The sequence below is a fragment of the Halosolutus sp. YCN4 genome (assembly GCF_059736495.1).
The window spans coordinates 470,179-484,118 of sequence record NZ_JCASSM010000001.1 but is presented as its reverse complement, the minus strand read 5'-3'; the positions used below and the strand labels follow the sequence as shown (position 1 = coordinate 484,118).

Here is a 13,940-nt window from a genome sequence, read left to right as displayed (position 1 = left end):
CGAGCGATCGATCCCAGCCACCGCTCGCGAGTCTCTCGACGAGATCGTGACAGAAACAGCCCGCGCTACAGTCGCGACTGACGGCCCCGGACGGGGTGTGACGAGTGATTCCGGGACGTGCCGGGCGTGATCCGTCGGCGCTTAGCCCTCGAACGACGCCGTATCGCCGCGCCGGTAGCGATCGAGTCGACGGTAGCCGTGGACGGTGCCCTCGGTGTCGAGTTCGATCTCGTACCGGCCGATGATGTCCTGCGTGTCGGGCACCGATCGGCGTTCGACGACCTCGACGACCGCGCGCCAGCCGTCGTCGGTCGGCGCGATTTCGCTGACGGCGTCGAACTCCCGACCGATGAGCTGGCCCGCAGTCGATCGGACGGTCTCGCGAATGGCGAGGACCCCCTCGATCTCCTTTCGATCGGCGTCGACGTCGGCGTCGACGGTCTCCGGGTCGACCCGCTCCTCCGCGGTCATGTCGACCGCGGGCGGTTCCTGGGCCGTCTCGGCCTCGGTCTCCTCGTCGGCCTGTTCGTCCGCTCGCTCCTCCTGTTCGACGGCCTGGCTGTCGTTCACGGTTGGATCACTCTCGTCGTGCTGGTAGCAGAACCCGTCGTCCTGGGCCGGCCGCGAGCAGCGCTCGCCGTCCCCGGTGAGCGCCTTGCACTGGTCCGCTCGTTGTTTCGTATCGGCTTCGGCCATGGTCGTGGTGAATTTCGGTGTGCGTGCTGTGCGTTCGCAGAGCGACTCAGATCGTCTCGGCGATCGTCGATCGGAGTGCGTCGACGTCGTCGGGACCCTCACCCGCGATCTTCGGCGCGAGAACGTCGGTGAAGACGTCCGTGAGTACCTCGTCGTCGATCGCGCCGTTCGCGGACGCGGCGTCGAAGACGGCCACGCCCTTCGCGGCCGTGATCGCCGCGCGCGTGCCGACGACCATCTCGAGTTCGTCGCGGAGTTTGCGGGTCGTCGCGACGATCGTCTCGACGTCGTCGTCGGCGAGATCGACGTGGGCGGCGACGATCGCGCGTTCGGTCTCCGCGTCGTAGAAGTCGACGTGGACGCCGACGAACCGATCGAGCAACGCGTCCTGTTGCCGGTGGACGCCGGCGTACTCGACGTCGTTCGACGTGAGGATCACCCGGAAGTCGGGGTGGACCTCGATCGTCCGGTCGTCGCCGCGTTTGCCCGGTCGCTCGAGGACGCCCTCCTCGAGCACCGAGAGCAACACGTTGTGAGCCTCCGGACCGCTCCGCGAGAACTCGTTGTAGACGAGCGTCGCGCCCTCCTGAACCGCGACCGAGAGGGGGTTGTCGACCCACCGCTGGCGGACGATCTGGGTCTTCTTGTCCACGCCGCTGACGTACCGATCGTGTTCCTCGTATCGCTCCCCGCCCGCGTGCTCACCGACGAGCGCGGCGGTGTCGACGGCCTCGTCACCGTTGAGCCAGACGACCGGGCGGCCGCGTTCGGCCGCGGCCGACAGCGCGAGTGCCGTCTTCCCACAGCCAGTCGGGCCGATCAGGTGGACCGGCTGGTCCGCGTCGAGCCAGCCGGTGATCCGATCGCGAAGCGACGCGACTGCGTCGGTCTCGACGAACGGCTCGGGAACGACCGACTCGGGATCGGTCAGCGGGCTGTCGCCGTTGCGGTCGCCCGCCTTCGACGCCTTTCGTGCGAGTTCTTTCTTCGCTCGTCGACCCTCCCTGCGCTCGCGATCGCTCCTGATCTTGCGGCCGCGCACCTTGCGCTTGCGGGAAGACGAGTCGCCGGCCATTATTCGGTCGCTGACTGTGGTGACGACTCCGGCCGCGGTTCGACCTCGAGCTCCTCCAGTTCCTCGAGATCGCCCTCCGCGGTGGCCTGCTCAATTTTTGCGATCTCCTCCGCGTAGTGCAGGAACGTGTCGACCGAGGCGACGACGACGCGGGCTTCGATCGTCAGCAACTCGATCCCGACGACCGAGATGCGCGCCCAGACGTCGATGACGACGCCCTTGTCGAGAATGCGGTCCAGTACCTCCGCGAGACTCGAGGAGTCGGGTCTTCGTTGTGGTTGTGCCATAGCTACGTCCACTCGTTCACGCCACCCTCGTAACACGGCTTGCACTGCGACTGCAAGCCGCCACGAAGAACGCCTGTCGGTCCGCCCGATCGGGTCGGAACGCCCGGCACGGCGTCTCTCGAGACGCGCGCCACGAGTCCCTCCGGGACCCGGAGCCGACCACCACGTCCGGGTCAGCCGGGGCCGACCAGCACGGGGTCGACCCACTGCCATTGCAAGCACCACGGTAAGGCCGCGGGGGCGCAAACGTCGCGTGACGAGTTATCACAGTCGCAGTATCGTTCCAGGTCGCGATCGAATAGCCACCCCGAACTGTCCGACCCATCCACGAGCACGTCACCGACCGATGAAACACCGCTACGTCTACGGCGTCGTCGACTCCGACGACGTCGCGTTCGAGACCGACGCCGTCGCCGGAGCGACGCGAATCTACACGATCTCGCACCGCCGACTCGGTGCCGTCGTCTCCGACATCGACACGACCGATCCCGAAGAGACCGACGAGGACGCACAGCGTCACGACGACGTCCTCCGCGAGATCATGGACGACGGCCACACGGTCGTCCCGATGCAGTTCGGTATGGCGTTCGAGAGCGATCGCGCACTGAAGAACGTCCTGCGGGGCGCTCGCCCCGCGTTCCGCCGGGCGATGAACGATATCGAGGGGCGGATCGAACTCGGCGTCAAGATCGTCCGGGACGAGGACGCCGACGTCGATCGGGCGGCGATCGAGGAGTCGGTCGCGGACGAACTCGACCCGATCGCGGCACAGTCCGTCGCGAACGACCTGTTCAGCGATCGCCTCGTGCTCAATCGCTCCTACCTCGTCGAGCGCGACGACCGCGAGGAGTTCGACGCGGCGATCGTCCGACTCGAGGAGGAACACGACGACCTCACGTTCAGGTATACGGGTCCGTTCGCACCGTACAGCTTCGTCGACGTCAAGATCGGGGCCCAGCGCTAACCATGTTCATCCTCGACGACCTCCTGTTTCGACCGATCGTCGGCATCGTCGACACGCTCCACACGCTGGCGCTCGACGAACTGTACGACGTGGAGGGACTCGAGGACGAACTCAAGGAGAACCAGTTGCTGTACGAACTCGGCGAGCGCGACGAGGAGGAGTACCGGCGCCGGAAAGAGGAACTCGAGGAAGAACTCGAGATCGCACGGGAGATCCACGAGGAACTCGCGAGCGGCCGCGTGGAGGTGAAAAAGTAATGAGCGAGTGGACCGACGACAGCCGCGACGAACCGGCCGACGACCAGCACGACGAGTCCGACGACCCCGAGGAGTTCGATGCGCCCGACGAACCGGCCGACCACCCGATCGACAACGACGACGCCGATCGGTCCGGAACCGACGAGAGCGAAGCCGAACCGTCGGAGTCGGCGCAGGACGATCGAGATCCGTCGGAGCCGAAGCAGGCCGACCGCGAGTCGACTGACACCGCGTCCCGGGACGGTCGTCACGACGGGGACGAGTCCGGCCAGAGCGAGTCCGATCGTGACGGAGACGAATCCGGCCGGAGTGACCACGACCGGCGAGCACCGCCCCGGGATCCACACCCCCACACGCGGGCGGCGAACGCCGGCTCGGACGACGACCACTGGCTCTCGAGCCTGATCGACGCGCTCGAGCGACTCGAGGGGAGTTCGACGTCGGGTCAACGCCGGGGCGACCGGACGATTCTCGACTACGACGTCTCGATCGGCACGGCGTTCGATTCGGACGACAACGAGTCGGCGGGGTCGCCGTTCGGCTCGCGTCCGATCGACGAGTTGGGAGAATCGCGGCGGGACAGGCCGCGAAAACGCCGCCGTCGACACAGTTCCACTGGCGGGCACCACCTGACGACCCGGACTGGCGAGAACGAACTGCTGGTGACGGCCGACGTGGCGAGCGCCGATCCGGACGACGTCACGGTCGGGTTCGACGACGGTACCCTCGTCGTCGCCGTCGGGGACCGGGAACTCGACCGGGTCGACGTCCCCTGGGCCGATCGATCGGCGGACGCGACGATCAAGAACGGAATCCTGACCGTCGAGGTGACGCCCGGGAACCGATCGACGGACGAGGTGGACGACGATGAGTGACGGGGACTCCTTCGAGCGTCTGCTCGCGGACGCGGAGGACTGCCTGGCGAACCTCGACGACTGTCTCGGCGGCGTTGAGGATCTGGACGAACTCGACGCCGACGCCCTCGAAGGGGTCCAGTCGGACCTCGACACGCTCACGCGGGTCGCGGCGGAGACCGGCGAGTTGCTCGACGCGCTCGACCTGACCGACCTCCCGGAGGCCGTCGACGCCGACGCGTTGCTCGAGGCGATCGACGCCGGCGAGATCCCGGACGCCCTCGCCGACGAGGACACGGGCGTCGGCGACGTCGTCGAGTTCGCGCAGGTGTTCCGGGCGATCGACCTGCTGGAGGCGTGGGACGCCACGGACCTGACCGACATCTGGACGGAGAAACGCGAACTGGACGACGCGATCGAGGCGGTCGCCGACGAGGATGCGGACGCAAGCGCGGTCGAGAAGGCCGCCGCGACCGTTGCGGACGACGACGAATCCCTGCTCGGCGACGAGGACGGGGACCTGATCGGCGACGACGACGAGGATCTGATCGAGACGGACGTGGATCCGGTGGAAGGGACGAAAGAAGCGCTCGGCAAACCCGACGTCGCCGAGGATCCCGAGGCCTACCAGGTGTTCATCCAGAAGCAGGCGATGAAGGGACTCGATGCGTTCCGGGAGGCGCTGCTCGAGACCAACGCGAAGTTCGAGCGCCTGTACGATATCAACCGCGAGAAGATGCGCAGCCAGGACACCAGCACGAACTCCCGGAACCCGACGGCGGCGTCGACGATCCAGACCGATCGGCGCGACCTCGGCGGCGGGGCCCGTCACGCGACGGTGCCGCAGCAGGTCAAACTGTCGACGGCCCCCAGCCGCAAGCGGATCTACGGCCGGCGGTTCGAGATCGAGCGACAGAAACGGAGGACCGAGAATGACGACTGATTCACCACTCAAACGACGGGAGTATCGGGCGGGAACTGCACCACGGTCGGGAGGAACCGGCCCGGGAGGTGATCGCCGTGCCGCATGACTTCCAGCCGAGCCGACAGAAGACCGACCTCGCCGACGTCATCGAGATGCTCCTCGACAAGGGGATCGTCATCAACGCCGACATCGCCGTCTCGATCGGCGACACCCAACTGCTCGGCGTACAGATCCGGGCCGCGATCGCCTCCTTCGAGACGGCTGCCAAGTACGGCCTCGAGTTCCCGGAAGGGACCGATATGCGGCGACTCGCGGCGGCGGTCGGCGAACCGGAACTCGCGGAGATGGAGCGACCGAACCCCGTTATCGATCCCACCCGCGGCGTAAACGTGACGCCGGACCCAGAGGAGGGCGGCGACGAAGAATCGGGCGACGGCGGGGCGGCCGACGACGAGAGCGGCTCGCTCGACCCCGAGGAGGATCGCGTCTCCGAACGGGTCGGGAAGCGGCCCGATCCCGAGCGGCCGACCAGCGGCGGGTTCGACCTGCTCAGTGACGATGCAGACGACGATGGGGAGGACGCGGCAGACGACGAAGCCGGGAGCGACGAGGGAGGTACCGAGGACGAAGCGGAGGCGGCCCCCGAAACGGAGGAGTCCTGAGATGGCCACGATCGACGTCGGCGACGGCGAGGACGCGCGCCAGGGACTCGTCACGCTCGTCGTGACCGTCGTCGAACTCCTGCTCGAGGCTCTCGAACGCGAGGCGGTCCGCCGCATGGAGTCGGGAAACCTCGCCGACGAAGAAATCGAGCGGCTCGGGACCCAACTGGCGACGATCGAAGCCGAAATCGAACAGATCAAGGAAGACGAAGGGATCGAGGAGGGGGTCGACGATCTCCGTGGCGACCTGGACGGACTGGTCAGCGACGCGATCGAACGGTTCGACGAGAAACCCGAGGCCCACCGGAAGCCCGGCTACTCCGTGTTCGGAGGTGAGGAGCCGTGAGTTCCGACGACCCGGAGACCATGAGCGAGCGCGATCGACAGGGGGAGTCCCTGGACGACGAGCGACTCCCGGAGATCGAGGAGGGGCGGTACCTCTACTGTCTCGTCCGGGCCGACGAGGCCGAGACAATCGATACGACCGGCGTGGACGACGAACCGGTCTCGCTGCTCACGGTCGACGGCGTCGGGGCCGTCGTCCACCAGTGTGACACGATTTACGACTCGGCCGATCTCACGGAGGTCAAGCGGTGGCTCGTCCGGCACCAGACGGTCGTCGACGAGGCCGGCGAGGCGTTCGGCACGCCGATCCCCTTCCAGTTCGACACGATCCTCCGCGGCGGCGACGAGGGACTCCGCGAGTGGCTCCGCGAGGAGTACGAGACGATCGATCGGGCCCTGTCCGAACTGGCGGGCCACTGGGAGTATCGCGTCGAGGTTGCCGAGACCGATCCGATCGACGACGAGGCGCTGCTCGAGCGCGACGATCGGCTTCGCGAACTCGACGAGCGGATCGACGCGTCGGAAGAGGGCGCCGCGTTCCTCCTCGAGAAACAGTACGAGCAGCGAGTCAGGGAACTCCAGCAGGCGCGCCGGGAGTCGCTGAGCGACGACCTCCAGGGACATCTCGACGACGTGACCCGGGAGGTCCACGCGCTCGAGCGCTCGCCCAGTGCGACGCTCGGGGACGGATCGGCCGACGGTGCGCCGGCGACGGGCGGCGAGACGCTCTGTCGGCTCACCCTGCTCGCCCACGAAGACGACGAGGAGGCGGTCGGGTCGATCCTCGACGACGTCGCGGCGAACCCCGGACTCGAGGTCAGGTTCACGGGCCCGTGGCCGCCGTACACGTTCGCGCCGGAACTCGGCGACGACGAGGGAGCAACCCGGCCATGAGACCGAGACGAGACGACGAGACGTTCGTCGACGTGATCGACGTGTTGCTCAGGGACGGTATCGTCGTCCGTGCGGACGTGATCGTCTCGGTCGCGGAAATTCCGCTCATCGGGATCAAACTCACGGCGATGCTCGCCGGGATGGAGACGATGAACGAGTACGGCGTCTTCGAGGAGTGGGACGCCAGGCAGCGCCGACGGGCGATCAGTCGGGGGCAGTACGAGGGCGGCGATTCCGGCGAGCAGGTGGCCGACGACGTATACGACCGACTCGCCGTCGGTCACAGGGACGGGGACGCTGACGCCGATGGAGAACGTGCGGCCGCGGAGAGCGACTCCAGCGGCGAACGCGCCGGCGAAAACGGCGACTCCAGCGGGGCTGTCGAAGACGATCGGTGACCACGATCGAAACTGAAACTGTTGGTATCAGAGCAATCGACGGCGACACGGGCGGCGTGTCGTGGAGGGACGATCACGTCCAGAGCCGTAATCGAGTGGTAGCGCTGTCCAGTCGTCCGTCGCCCCCAAGCGGGGGCGATCGGTCAGGCTTGCTTCGGCCGTTCCTTCGTGAGTTCGACGTCGCCGGAGACGGTGGCCTCGTCCCGATCGTCGTCGTAGACGTACTGGCCGGTCCCCTCGCAGAGGGTGCACTCGTAGGTCTCGGAGATCTCGTTGATCATCTCTCCGTCCTCGAAGTAGACGCGGCTCTGGGTAATCTGCAGGAACTGAGGGGTCTCGCAGTTAGTGCAGGTGATCATATCGAGTGAGTCGGTGACGATCGGTTGTAGTTATCCGGCTTGTAACCGAAAGTGAGGGTTTCCTATGGCCGTCTTACTCTCGAAACCGCCACGCCACGACGCCCGAATCGTGTGAAAACATCGCACACTCCCCGGCCGGGTGACAGGCGGTCCGTAACCCACTCCTAATCGGTGCCTAATCGTCGGACAGCGAGGGAATGCGATCGATCCCGGGTTCGTGACGCGATCGGCGGAAAGGGTCGATTATCCGTGCCTGAAACCGGCGGGTCGACCGGTCGCGTGGGCTGGGGGACCCGATCCTGTGGACCCCACCGGCTATCGCGGGGCCGGCCCGCCACCGCAGGGAGGGCGGGAACCGGTGGCAGGATACTGCAAGCAGGACCGTTTATGCGGGGGCTAGTGCTCGAGAGAGCCGATCGCCGGAATCGTAGCGCCTCCCTGTTCGCGAGGTAGTCCGCCCCTTGCTGTGGATCGGAGACGCTACCGGGTGCAAAACCGCCGTATAACAAATGGGGGATCGCTCGTTGGCCTCACCTGCGGGGATGGAACGCCCCGCCGGGTACACGCCAGGCCCAGACCACAACGCGCTGACCAGCCGATTGCGTGCGTTCGTGCCCGGATCGCTCGGAAGTGGACTCGCCCCCGCTTCGAGTTAGCTCATGTCTCTCACGCCAGGCGGGCTCCCGCCCCCGCCCGGCTTACAGCACACGACCGACGACCGATCGGTCTCGACCGGACACCGCGTCGTCGAACGGTTCCTCCCGCCCGTCGATCAGCCCGAGAACTCGGTGACGACGGGGATGCCGATCGTCTCGTAGTCGTCCATCGAGGCCAGCGTCTCGGGCAGTTCGTCGAGCGTGAGCGTCTCGCCGATGATCTTCCCCGGTTCGAGGGTCCCCTGTGCGATCAGGTCGAACAGTTCCTCGTAGCGGACCAGCGGCATCCCGAACGAGCCGTGGAAGTCGATCTCCTGCATCGTCATCTGGTCGACGGGAAGGTCGATCTGGCCCTCCTCCTCGCCGGTCGTCAGGCCGACCTGGACGTGGGTGCCCCGCGTCCCGAGGCTGGCGATCGAGTTCTGGCACGTCTCCGCGATTCCCAGCGCGTCGATCGAGACGTCCGCACCGCCGCCGGCCAGCGCCTTGACCTCGTTCGCCGGGTTCTCGGCCTCGGTCACGTCGACCGTCTCGACGGCCCCCAGTTCGCGGGCGCGTTCGAGTTTGTCCTCGCGGACGTCGACCGCGATCGGGTGCGCGCCGAGGGCGCTGGCGATGTGGATCGCCGAGAGGCCGACGCCGCCACAGCCGTGGACCGCGACCCAGTCGCCGGGCCGGAGTTCCGCCCGGTCGGCCAGGGCGTGGTACGCCGTCATGAACCGACAACCCAGTCCGGCCATCTCCGCGAAATCGACGTCGTCCGGGAGTTTCACGCAGTTGAAGTCGGCCTCGCGGACGGGGAACGCCTCGGCGAACGCCCCCGGCGAGATGCTCGTGAACCCGAGCGGGATGACCGTCTCGCAGTTGTTGGCCCGCCCCTCCCGGCAGTGCGAACAGGTCCCGTCGCCGAGGTGGAACGGGACCGTGACCCGATCGCCCTCCGAGAGCGTCTCGACGTCCTCGCCGACCGCGGAGACGACGCCGGCGGGTTCGTGGCCGAGGATCTGGCCCTCGGGCGTTTGCACCCCGACCCAGCTCCAGTCGCCCTGCCAGCCGTGCCAGTCGCTCCGGCAGACCCCGCAGGCCTCCGTCTCGACGATGACCTGGTCCGGTTCCGGCTCCGGATAATCGACGTCCTGCACTTCGAGCAACTCCCCGTGTTCTTCGAGTACGGCCGCTCGCATACGGTGACATTCAGCGAGCGAGTACAAAAGTGTGGGAGGTGTTCACGAGCGTCGGTCTCCCGACTCCCCTCACCGCGATCCGACCAGCAGGTCCGAACTCTCCGGCGAGAGTTCGACGGTGACGTCCTGACGGGTCTGGTCGTCGATCTGGTCGATGTTTCGCGTCAGCACTTCGAGGACGTCCTCGGGTTCGGGGTAGACGAGCAGGTTGCCGTCCCCGTCTTCCATCACGAGTTGCGTGTCCGCGAGGGTCACCTGGTCCTCCTCGATTCGGGCCACGATCGCCGGAAGTGCCTCAGCACCGCCGACGTCGCCCTCCTCGACTTTGGCGATGTACACCGCCTCGAGGCCGATCAGGTCCTTGTACTCCCGGACCACTTCGGCACACGCGACCATGTCCCGCGTGATGGCCGTCTTCGCGTCGTTCCCGTGAGTCCCCTCGTAGCAGTGGTTGCAGACCCGGAGTTCCATTCGCATGTTTCCCTGCTAGCGATGAACAGGCAAGGGAATTTTCGTGAGCGGATATGAGAGTCAGCGATCGGTGCAGCTTGCCGGCCAACTGTTAAAGACCGCCGGCCACGTACCTGGTACTCGATGACACGGGACACTCCGTCGCGCCTCCTGCGGGTCGACTGTACGACCCGGACCGTCACCAGCGAGCGGATCCCGGAGGCGTGGCTCGAGGCCTACGTCGGGGGCAAGGGTCTCGGCGCGCGGTACCTCTACGAGGAACTCGAGGCGGGGACGGACCCGCTCGCGCCCGAGAACGTCCTGCTGTTCATGCTCGGGCCGGTCTCGGGCCTGACGCCCGGCGAGGCCCGGTACGCGGCGATCACGAAGTCGCCGCTGACCGGGACCTTCCTCGACTCCTACGGCGGCGGGAGCTTTCCCCATCGGCTCGCCGGATCGCTCGGGGCTCACATGGGAATTCTCGTGACCGGACGATCGGACGAACCGATCGTCCTCGAGATCGAGGACGGCGGGGCGACGATCGAATCCGCGGCCGACTGCTGGGGGGCCGACGCGGCGGCGACCTGCGAGGCGTTTCCCGACGCGGCCGTCGCCTGCGTCGGCCCCGCGGGCGAACACGGCATCCAGTACGCGACGATCGCCTCCGACGGCGGCGACCACCACGCCGGGCGCGGCGGTGCCGGGACCGTGATGGGATCGAAGCGACTCAAGGCGGTCGTCGCCCGCGGGGACCCCCTCGACGAGCACGCGGCCCTCCGAGAGCGCTACGAACGGGCGTTCGCCGAGAGCGACACCGGCCGCTGGCAGCGGGCGAGCGAGACGCTCGAGACGATCGACTTCGCGAACGAGGTCGGCGTCCTGCCGACCCGGGGCTGGCAGGAAGGGCAGTTCGACGGCGCGAGCGAGATCGGGATCGAGGCCGTCCGCGAGAACGCGCTCGAACGCGAGCGCCAGGACGAGGCCGTTCCCGGCGGCTTCCGCGTCGAGAGCGAGGAGGGCGACAGCGTCCCGCGGGGCGCGACGCCGATCGTCCTCGGGGCCGGCCTCGGGATCGACGACTTCGACGCCGTCGCCGCGCTCGGGGCGATCTGCGACCGTCTCGCGCTCGACGTGATCACGGCCGGGAACGCCGTGGCCTGGGCCGTCCGCGCGAGCGAGGACGGGATACTCGACCGGGACCTCTCGTTCGGCGACTACGAGGCCGCCAGGGACCTGATCCGCGAGATCGCGACACGGGAGACGCCGCTCGGTGACGCCCTCGCCGACGGGATCGACGCCGCGGCCCGCGAGTTCGGCGGCGAGCGGTCGATCCCGACGGTGAAGGGGATGGACCTGTCGTCGTACGACCCTCGCGGGGCCGAGACGATGGCGCTCGCCTACGCGACGAGCGATCGCGGCGCCTGTCACCGCCGCGCCCGACCCGTCGAGACCGAGGCGCTGGGCCGATCGTGGGCGAGCGATCGAGCCAGGGTGGCCGCCGTCGTCGGCGAGCAGAACCGGCGAGCGGTCCGCTGGTGCCTGATCGCCGACGACTTCCTCGATGGCGCGCTGGCCGACCTCGGCGCCGAGTGGCTCTCCGCCGTGGGCCGGTCGTACGACCGTGACGCCCTGGCGACCGTCGGCGAACGGGTCTGGACGCTGGTCCGACTGTTCAACGTCCGCGAGGGGTTCGATCGGGCCGACGACGACCTGCCGGCCGCCCTGCTCGACCCGCACGCGGACGGCGACGGGAACGCGATCGATCCCGCGGCGTTCGAGTCGTTGCTCGATCAGTACTACCGGTATCGCGGCTGGGACGAGGCGGGGCGGCCGACCCGCGAGACCGTTCGCCGACTCGGACTGGCGTCGGTCGTCGACGACGCGACGCCCGTTCCCGCGGCGGACGCAGCCGAGAGCGACGGACCGTCGGAGGTGACCGAAGATGACTGACCGGATCGACCTCGACGACGTCGATACCGGATCGGACGGGGACGAACCGGACGGGAACGACGGGGACTGGATCTGGCGCGACGACGGCGACCCGGACGCCGAACCCGACGCCCCGCCCTCCGAGCCCTCGTCGGCCGATCGGGATCGGGACGGTGCGAGAGCGAGCGCGGACGGCGCGGGGGCGAACGCCACCGACGCCGATCCATCGAACGCTCCGGCACCGCACGTCCCGAAAACGGGCGATCGGACGCCGGCCGGGATTCCGACCGCAGGAGGCACCGGAGACGCACCGCGATCGACCGATGAGGAAGCGGGCGGCACCGACCCCTCGGTACCCCGGCCGATGGGGGCCGATTCGGCCTCGGGCCCCCACGGCGGCGGTGCCGACGACATGACGATGGCGATCACGTACGACGCCGTCCGGGACCTCGAACGGCCGGCCCGGGTCTTCGCGGGCGCGACGTGGGCCGACTGGATCGGCATCGTCGGCGACGTCCCCGCTCACGTGATCCAGAAGTTCCAGCGCGACCACGGGATCGACGCGGACTTCTTCAACGGCACCGGGACGGCCCCGGCCGATCGGCTGGCCGAGATCGATCGCAACTCGATGTTCTACGCCGATCGGCTGGTCCTCGTCGGCCGCGCGGGTGCGGACGAATCGATCGCCGAGGACGCCGGCTGGGAGTTCGTCCCGCTCTCGGAAGCGGCCGCGAAGGCCGACTGGGACCTCGCGTCGGACGACGACACGCCGTGATCGATCGCTCGATCCGCCGCCGGGGCCGCGAGCCGACTCGATCGCGGAGGACCGATCGAAATCCGTGACACTCACCGATAGTGATCGATCCCGGTGGGAATTTTGATCGTAGGCCGCGATACCACGGCTATGGGGATCCGAACCGCAATCGACCACAATCCGCTGATCGCGTTCGGGCTGCTGTTCGCCGCGACCTGGACCGTGCTGGTCGGACTCACCGTCGTGAACCGGATGGGCGGTCTCACCCCCGGGAACTGGGTCGGACAGCACGGCTTCGGCGGCCTGATGGGCGTGATCGTGATGGGCGCGTTCCTCGGGCTGCTCCTGCTCGCGTTCGGTGCGCTCGGCGAACCGGACCCGGCACCGGAGGAGTGGCCGCCCGAGTAACCCGCTAACCGACCTGCAACACCGTCGCCGTGCTCCGCACCATGTACTCCGACCCGACACGCTGCGGACGATCGTATCGTCTCGGACGCGAATCGACCACCGACCCGTTTCGGCCGCCTCGCTCCGTCGAGGATCCGAGTCGCCGGCCGATCGAGAGCGAGACGAACGCGAACGGACGGTCACGATGACGCTCTCTATCACCGTCAGCGATCGGTTCCGGGAGGCGGCCGCCGACTGGGGGGACGATCGACTCGTGGACGAGGAACGGGCGCTCGAGACCAAGGCCGAACAGGCGTTGCTCGAGATCGAACACCTCGTCGCCGGCGCCAGCGAGGTGTCCTTCGAGGTCGAGGGCGAGACGATCCACCACGACCCGAGCGACGACCTCGAGGCGTTCCTCGAGCGACAGGCCGACGCGTACGGACTCGACCCCGCGGACGTGCTCGCCCTCCACGTCGACCTCTTCGCTCGCGCGTTTCTCGAGGACGAGGGTGGCTCCGGGCCGAACTGGTCCGACGATCCCCGTCCCGGGCGGTGAGTCAGCGATCGGAGGCGGTCCCGCGATCACGATCGGTCGAACCCCCGTCCGGCCGGTCGAAAGCGCCGCTCGAAACCGGTCAACTGGCCTGACTGACAGGCCGAGCGCCACAAAGCTATATCCGTGCTACCAGTGCACATGCGACTGTATGACCCACACGAACTGGCGACCGAACCCGGGTCTCGACAGGAAGTACGCAAAGGAGATCTGGTACCACACCGCGCCACACGACGTCAACGACGGCGAAGTGGACGGCGAGGTCTCGTTCGACGACGAGATACTGGAGCCGTTCCGCGACGACTAAT

General features: G+C 67.9%; 19 protein-coding genes. 13 read left to right on the top strand and 6 right to left on the bottom strand.

Annotated elements, in window-relative coordinates:
- Window positions 1–141: 141 nt before the first annotated feature.
- The 3 genes from gvpO to gvpA are packed head-to-tail and all read right to left on the bottom strand — an operon-like array spanning window position 142 to window position 2,058.
- Window positions 142–696, bottom strand: a complete 555-nt coding sequence (gene gvpO, locus AC6I6X_RS02455; RefSeq protein WP_497928920.1) for a gas vesicle protein GvpO, halophile-type — start codon at window positions 694–696, stop codon at window positions 142–144.
- A 46-nt stretch (window positions 697–742) separates the two neighbouring features.
- Window positions 743–1,771 carry a gas vesicle protein GvpN gene (gene gvpN, locus AC6I6X_RS02450; protein ID WP_497928919.1) on the bottom strand — a complete coding sequence of 343 codons (1,029 nt, stop codon included), beginning with the start codon at window positions 1,769–1,771 and terminating at the stop codon, window positions 743–745.
- Complete coding sequence (gene gvpA, locus AC6I6X_RS02445; protein WP_250139719.1) at window positions 1,771–2,058, bottom strand: gas vesicle protein GvpA; 288 nt, start codon at window positions 2,056–2,058, stop codon at window positions 1,771–1,773. Before gvpA ends, gvpN begins: the two co-directional genes overlap by 1 nt.
- 346 nt (window positions 2,059–2,404) lie before the next feature.
- Here gvpA and AC6I6X_RS02440 point away from each other — a divergent pair, with 346 nt between their 5' ends.
- The 8 genes from AC6I6X_RS02440 to gvpM all read left to right on the top strand — a co-directional run bounded on the left by AC6I6X_RS02440 (window position 2,405) and on the right by gvpM (window position 7,357).
- The gene (locus AC6I6X_RS02440) at window positions 2,405–3,022 is read left to right on the top strand and encodes a GvpL/GvpF family gas vesicle protein (protein ID WP_497928918.1); all 618 of its coding nucleotides are present in this window, start codon (window positions 2,405–2,407) and stop codon (window positions 3,020–3,022) included.
- Between the two features lie 2 nt (window positions 3,023–3,024).
- On the top strand, window positions 3,025–3,279 hold the full coding sequence (gene gvpF / locus AC6I6X_RS02435) for a gas vesicle protein GvpF (RefSeq protein ID WP_497928917.1): 255 nt from the start codon (window positions 3,025–3,027) through the stop codon (window positions 3,277–3,279).
- Window positions 3,279–4,154, top strand: coding sequence for a DUF7127 family protein (locus AC6I6X_RS02430; protein ID WP_497928916.1), 876 nt, complete (start codon window positions 3,279–3,281; stop codon window positions 4,152–4,154). The genes gvpF and AC6I6X_RS02430 overlap by 1 nt, the downstream gene beginning before the upstream one ends.
- The gene (locus AC6I6X_RS02425; RefSeq protein WP_497928915.1) at window positions 4,147–5,076 is read left to right on the top strand and encodes a hypothetical protein; all 930 of its coding nucleotides are present in this window, start codon (window positions 4,147–4,149) and stop codon (window positions 5,074–5,076) included. The genes AC6I6X_RS02430 and AC6I6X_RS02425 overlap by 8 nt, the downstream gene beginning before the upstream one ends.
- A gap of 68 nt (window positions 5,077–5,144) precedes the next feature.
- Window positions 5,145–5,720 carry a gas vesicle protein GvpJ gene (gene gvpJ / locus AC6I6X_RS02420; RefSeq protein WP_497928914.1) on the top strand — a complete coding sequence of 192 codons (576 nt, stop codon included), beginning with the start codon at window positions 5,145–5,147 and terminating at the stop codon, window positions 5,718–5,720.
- Between the two features lies 1 nt (window position 5,721).
- On the top strand, window positions 5,722–6,066 hold the full coding sequence (gene gvpK / locus AC6I6X_RS02415) for a gas vesicle protein GvpK (RefSeq protein ID WP_497928913.1): 345 nt from the start codon (window positions 5,722–5,724) through the stop codon (window positions 6,064–6,066).
- Between the two features lie 20 nt (window positions 6,067–6,086).
- Window positions 6,087–6,959: a gas vesicle protein GvpL gene (gene gvpL / locus AC6I6X_RS02410; RefSeq protein WP_497929638.1), complete on the top strand. Its 873-nt coding sequence runs from the start codon at window positions 6,087–6,089 to the stop codon at window positions 6,957–6,959.
- Complete coding sequence (gene gvpM, locus AC6I6X_RS02405; RefSeq protein WP_497928912.1) at window positions 6,956–7,357, top strand: gas vesicle protein GvpM; 402 nt, start codon at window positions 6,956–6,958, stop codon at window positions 7,355–7,357. The genes gvpL and gvpM overlap by 4 nt, the downstream gene beginning before the upstream one ends.
- Window positions 7,358–7,500: 143 nt before the next feature.
- Here the strand turns inward: gvpM and AC6I6X_RS02400 are convergent, their stop codons facing one another.
- The 3 genes from AC6I6X_RS02400 to AC6I6X_RS02390 form a co-directional block, all read right to left on the bottom strand.
- The gene (locus tag AC6I6X_RS02400; RefSeq protein ID WP_250139727.1) at window positions 7,501–7,716 is read right to left on the bottom strand and encodes a hypothetical protein; all 216 of its coding nucleotides are present in this window, start codon (window positions 7,714–7,716) and stop codon (window positions 7,501–7,503) included.
- Between the two features lie 772 nt (window positions 7,717–8,488).
- On the bottom strand, window positions 8,489–9,556 hold the full coding sequence (locus tag AC6I6X_RS02395) for a zinc-dependent alcohol dehydrogenase family protein (protein ID WP_497928911.1): 1,068 nt from the start codon (window positions 9,554–9,556) through the stop codon (window positions 8,489–8,491).
- A 69-nt stretch (window positions 9,557–9,625) separates the two neighbouring features.
- Window positions 9,626–10,033: a hypothetical protein gene (locus AC6I6X_RS02390; RefSeq protein ID WP_497928910.1), complete on the bottom strand. Its 408-nt coding sequence runs from the start codon at window positions 10,031–10,033 to the stop codon at window positions 9,626–9,628.
- A gap of 117 nt (window positions 10,034–10,150) precedes the next feature.
- Here AC6I6X_RS02390 and AC6I6X_RS02385 point away from each other — a divergent pair, with 117 nt between their 5' ends.
- From AC6I6X_RS02385 to AC6I6X_RS02365, 5 genes are all read left to right on the top strand, one after another.
- A complete protein-coding gene (locus AC6I6X_RS02385; RefSeq protein ID WP_497928909.1) occupies window positions 10,151–11,956 on the top strand; it encodes an aldehyde ferredoxin oxidoreductase family protein in 1,806 nt (601 codons plus the stop codon).
- Window positions 11,949–12,710, top strand: coding sequence for a DUF7124 domain-containing protein (locus AC6I6X_RS02380; RefSeq protein WP_497928908.1), 762 nt, complete (start codon window positions 11,949–11,951; stop codon window positions 12,708–12,710). Before AC6I6X_RS02385 ends, AC6I6X_RS02380 begins: the two co-directional genes overlap by 8 nt.
- Before the next feature lie 129 nt (window positions 12,711–12,839).
- On the top strand, window positions 12,840–13,097 hold the full coding sequence (locus AC6I6X_RS02375) for a hypothetical protein (protein ID WP_497928907.1): 258 nt from the start codon (window positions 12,840–12,842) through the stop codon (window positions 13,095–13,097).
- 184 nt (window positions 13,098–13,281) lie between these two features.
- Window positions 13,282–13,635 (top strand): hypothetical protein, encoded by a 354-nt coding sequence (locus tag AC6I6X_RS02370; protein ID WP_497928906.1) that lies wholly within the window; start codon window positions 13,282–13,284, stop codon window positions 13,633–13,635.
- 148 nt (window positions 13,636–13,783) lie between these two features.
- Window positions 13,784–13,939, top strand: coding sequence for a hypothetical protein (locus AC6I6X_RS02365; protein WP_497928905.1), 156 nt, complete (start codon window positions 13,784–13,786; stop codon window positions 13,937–13,939).
- Window position 13,940 lies beyond the last annotated feature (1 nt).

Coding starts and splice junctions, on each gene's coding strand:
- gvpA (WP_250139719.1), bottom strand. CDS start 2,058: ATGGCACAACCACAACGAAGACCCGACTCCTCGAGTCTCGCGGAGGTA.
- AC6I6X_RS02380 (WP_497928908.1), top strand. CDS start 11,949: ATGACTGACCGGATCGACCTCGACGACGTCGATACCGGATCGGACGGG.
- AC6I6X_RS02370 (WP_497928906.1), top strand. CDS start 13,282: ATGACGCTCTCTATCACCGTCAGCGATCGGTTCCGGGAGGCGGCCGCC.
- AC6I6X_RS02400 (WP_250139727.1), bottom strand. CDS start 7,716: ATGATCACCTGCACTAACTGCGAGACCCCTCAGTTCCTGCAGATTACC.
- gvpK (WP_497928913.1), top strand. CDS start 5,722: ATGGCCACGATCGACGTCGGCGACGGCGAGGACGCGCGCCAGGGACTC.
- AC6I6X_RS02430 (WP_497928916.1), top strand. CDS start 3,279: ATGAGCGAGTGGACCGACGACAGCCGCGACGAACCGGCCGACGACCAG.
- AC6I6X_RS02440 (WP_497928918.1), top strand. CDS start 2,405: ATGAAACACCGCTACGTCTACGGCGTCGTCGACTCCGACGACGTCGCG.
- gvpN (WP_497928919.1), bottom strand. CDS start 1,771: ATGGCCGGCGACTCGTCTTCCCGCAAGCGCAAGGTGCGCGGCCGCAAG.
- AC6I6X_RS02385 (WP_497928909.1), top strand. CDS start 10,151: ATGACACGGGACACTCCGTCGCGCCTCCTGCGGGTCGACTGTACGACC.
- AC6I6X_RS02390 (WP_497928910.1), bottom strand. CDS start 10,033: ATGCGAATGGAACTCCGGGTCTGCAACCACTGCTACGAGGGGACTCAC.
- gvpL (WP_497929638.1), top strand. CDS start 6,087: ATGAGCGAGCGCGATCGACAGGGGGAGTCCCTGGACGACGAGCGACTC.
- AC6I6X_RS02375 (WP_497928907.1), top strand. CDS start 12,840: ATGGGGATCCGAACCGCAATCGACCACAATCCGCTGATCGCGTTCGGG.
- gvpO (WP_497928920.1), bottom strand. CDS start 696: ATGGCCGAAGCCGATACGAAACAACGAGCGGACCAGTGCAAGGCGCTC.
- AC6I6X_RS02425 (WP_497928915.1), top strand. CDS start 4,147: ATGAGTGACGGGGACTCCTTCGAGCGTCTGCTCGCGGACGCGGAGGAC.
- AC6I6X_RS02365 (WP_497928905.1), top strand. CDS start 13,784: ATGACCCACACGAACTGGCGACCGAACCCGGGTCTCGACAGGAAGTAC.
- gvpF (WP_497928917.1), top strand. CDS start 3,025: ATGTTCATCCTCGACGACCTCCTGTTTCGACCGATCGTCGGCATCGTC.
- AC6I6X_RS02395 (WP_497928911.1), bottom strand. CDS start 9,556: ATGCGAGCGGCCGTACTCGAAGAACACGGGGAGTTGCTCGAAGTGCAG.
- gvpM (WP_497928912.1), top strand. CDS start 6,956: ATGAGACCGAGACGAGACGACGAGACGTTCGTCGACGTGATCGACGTG.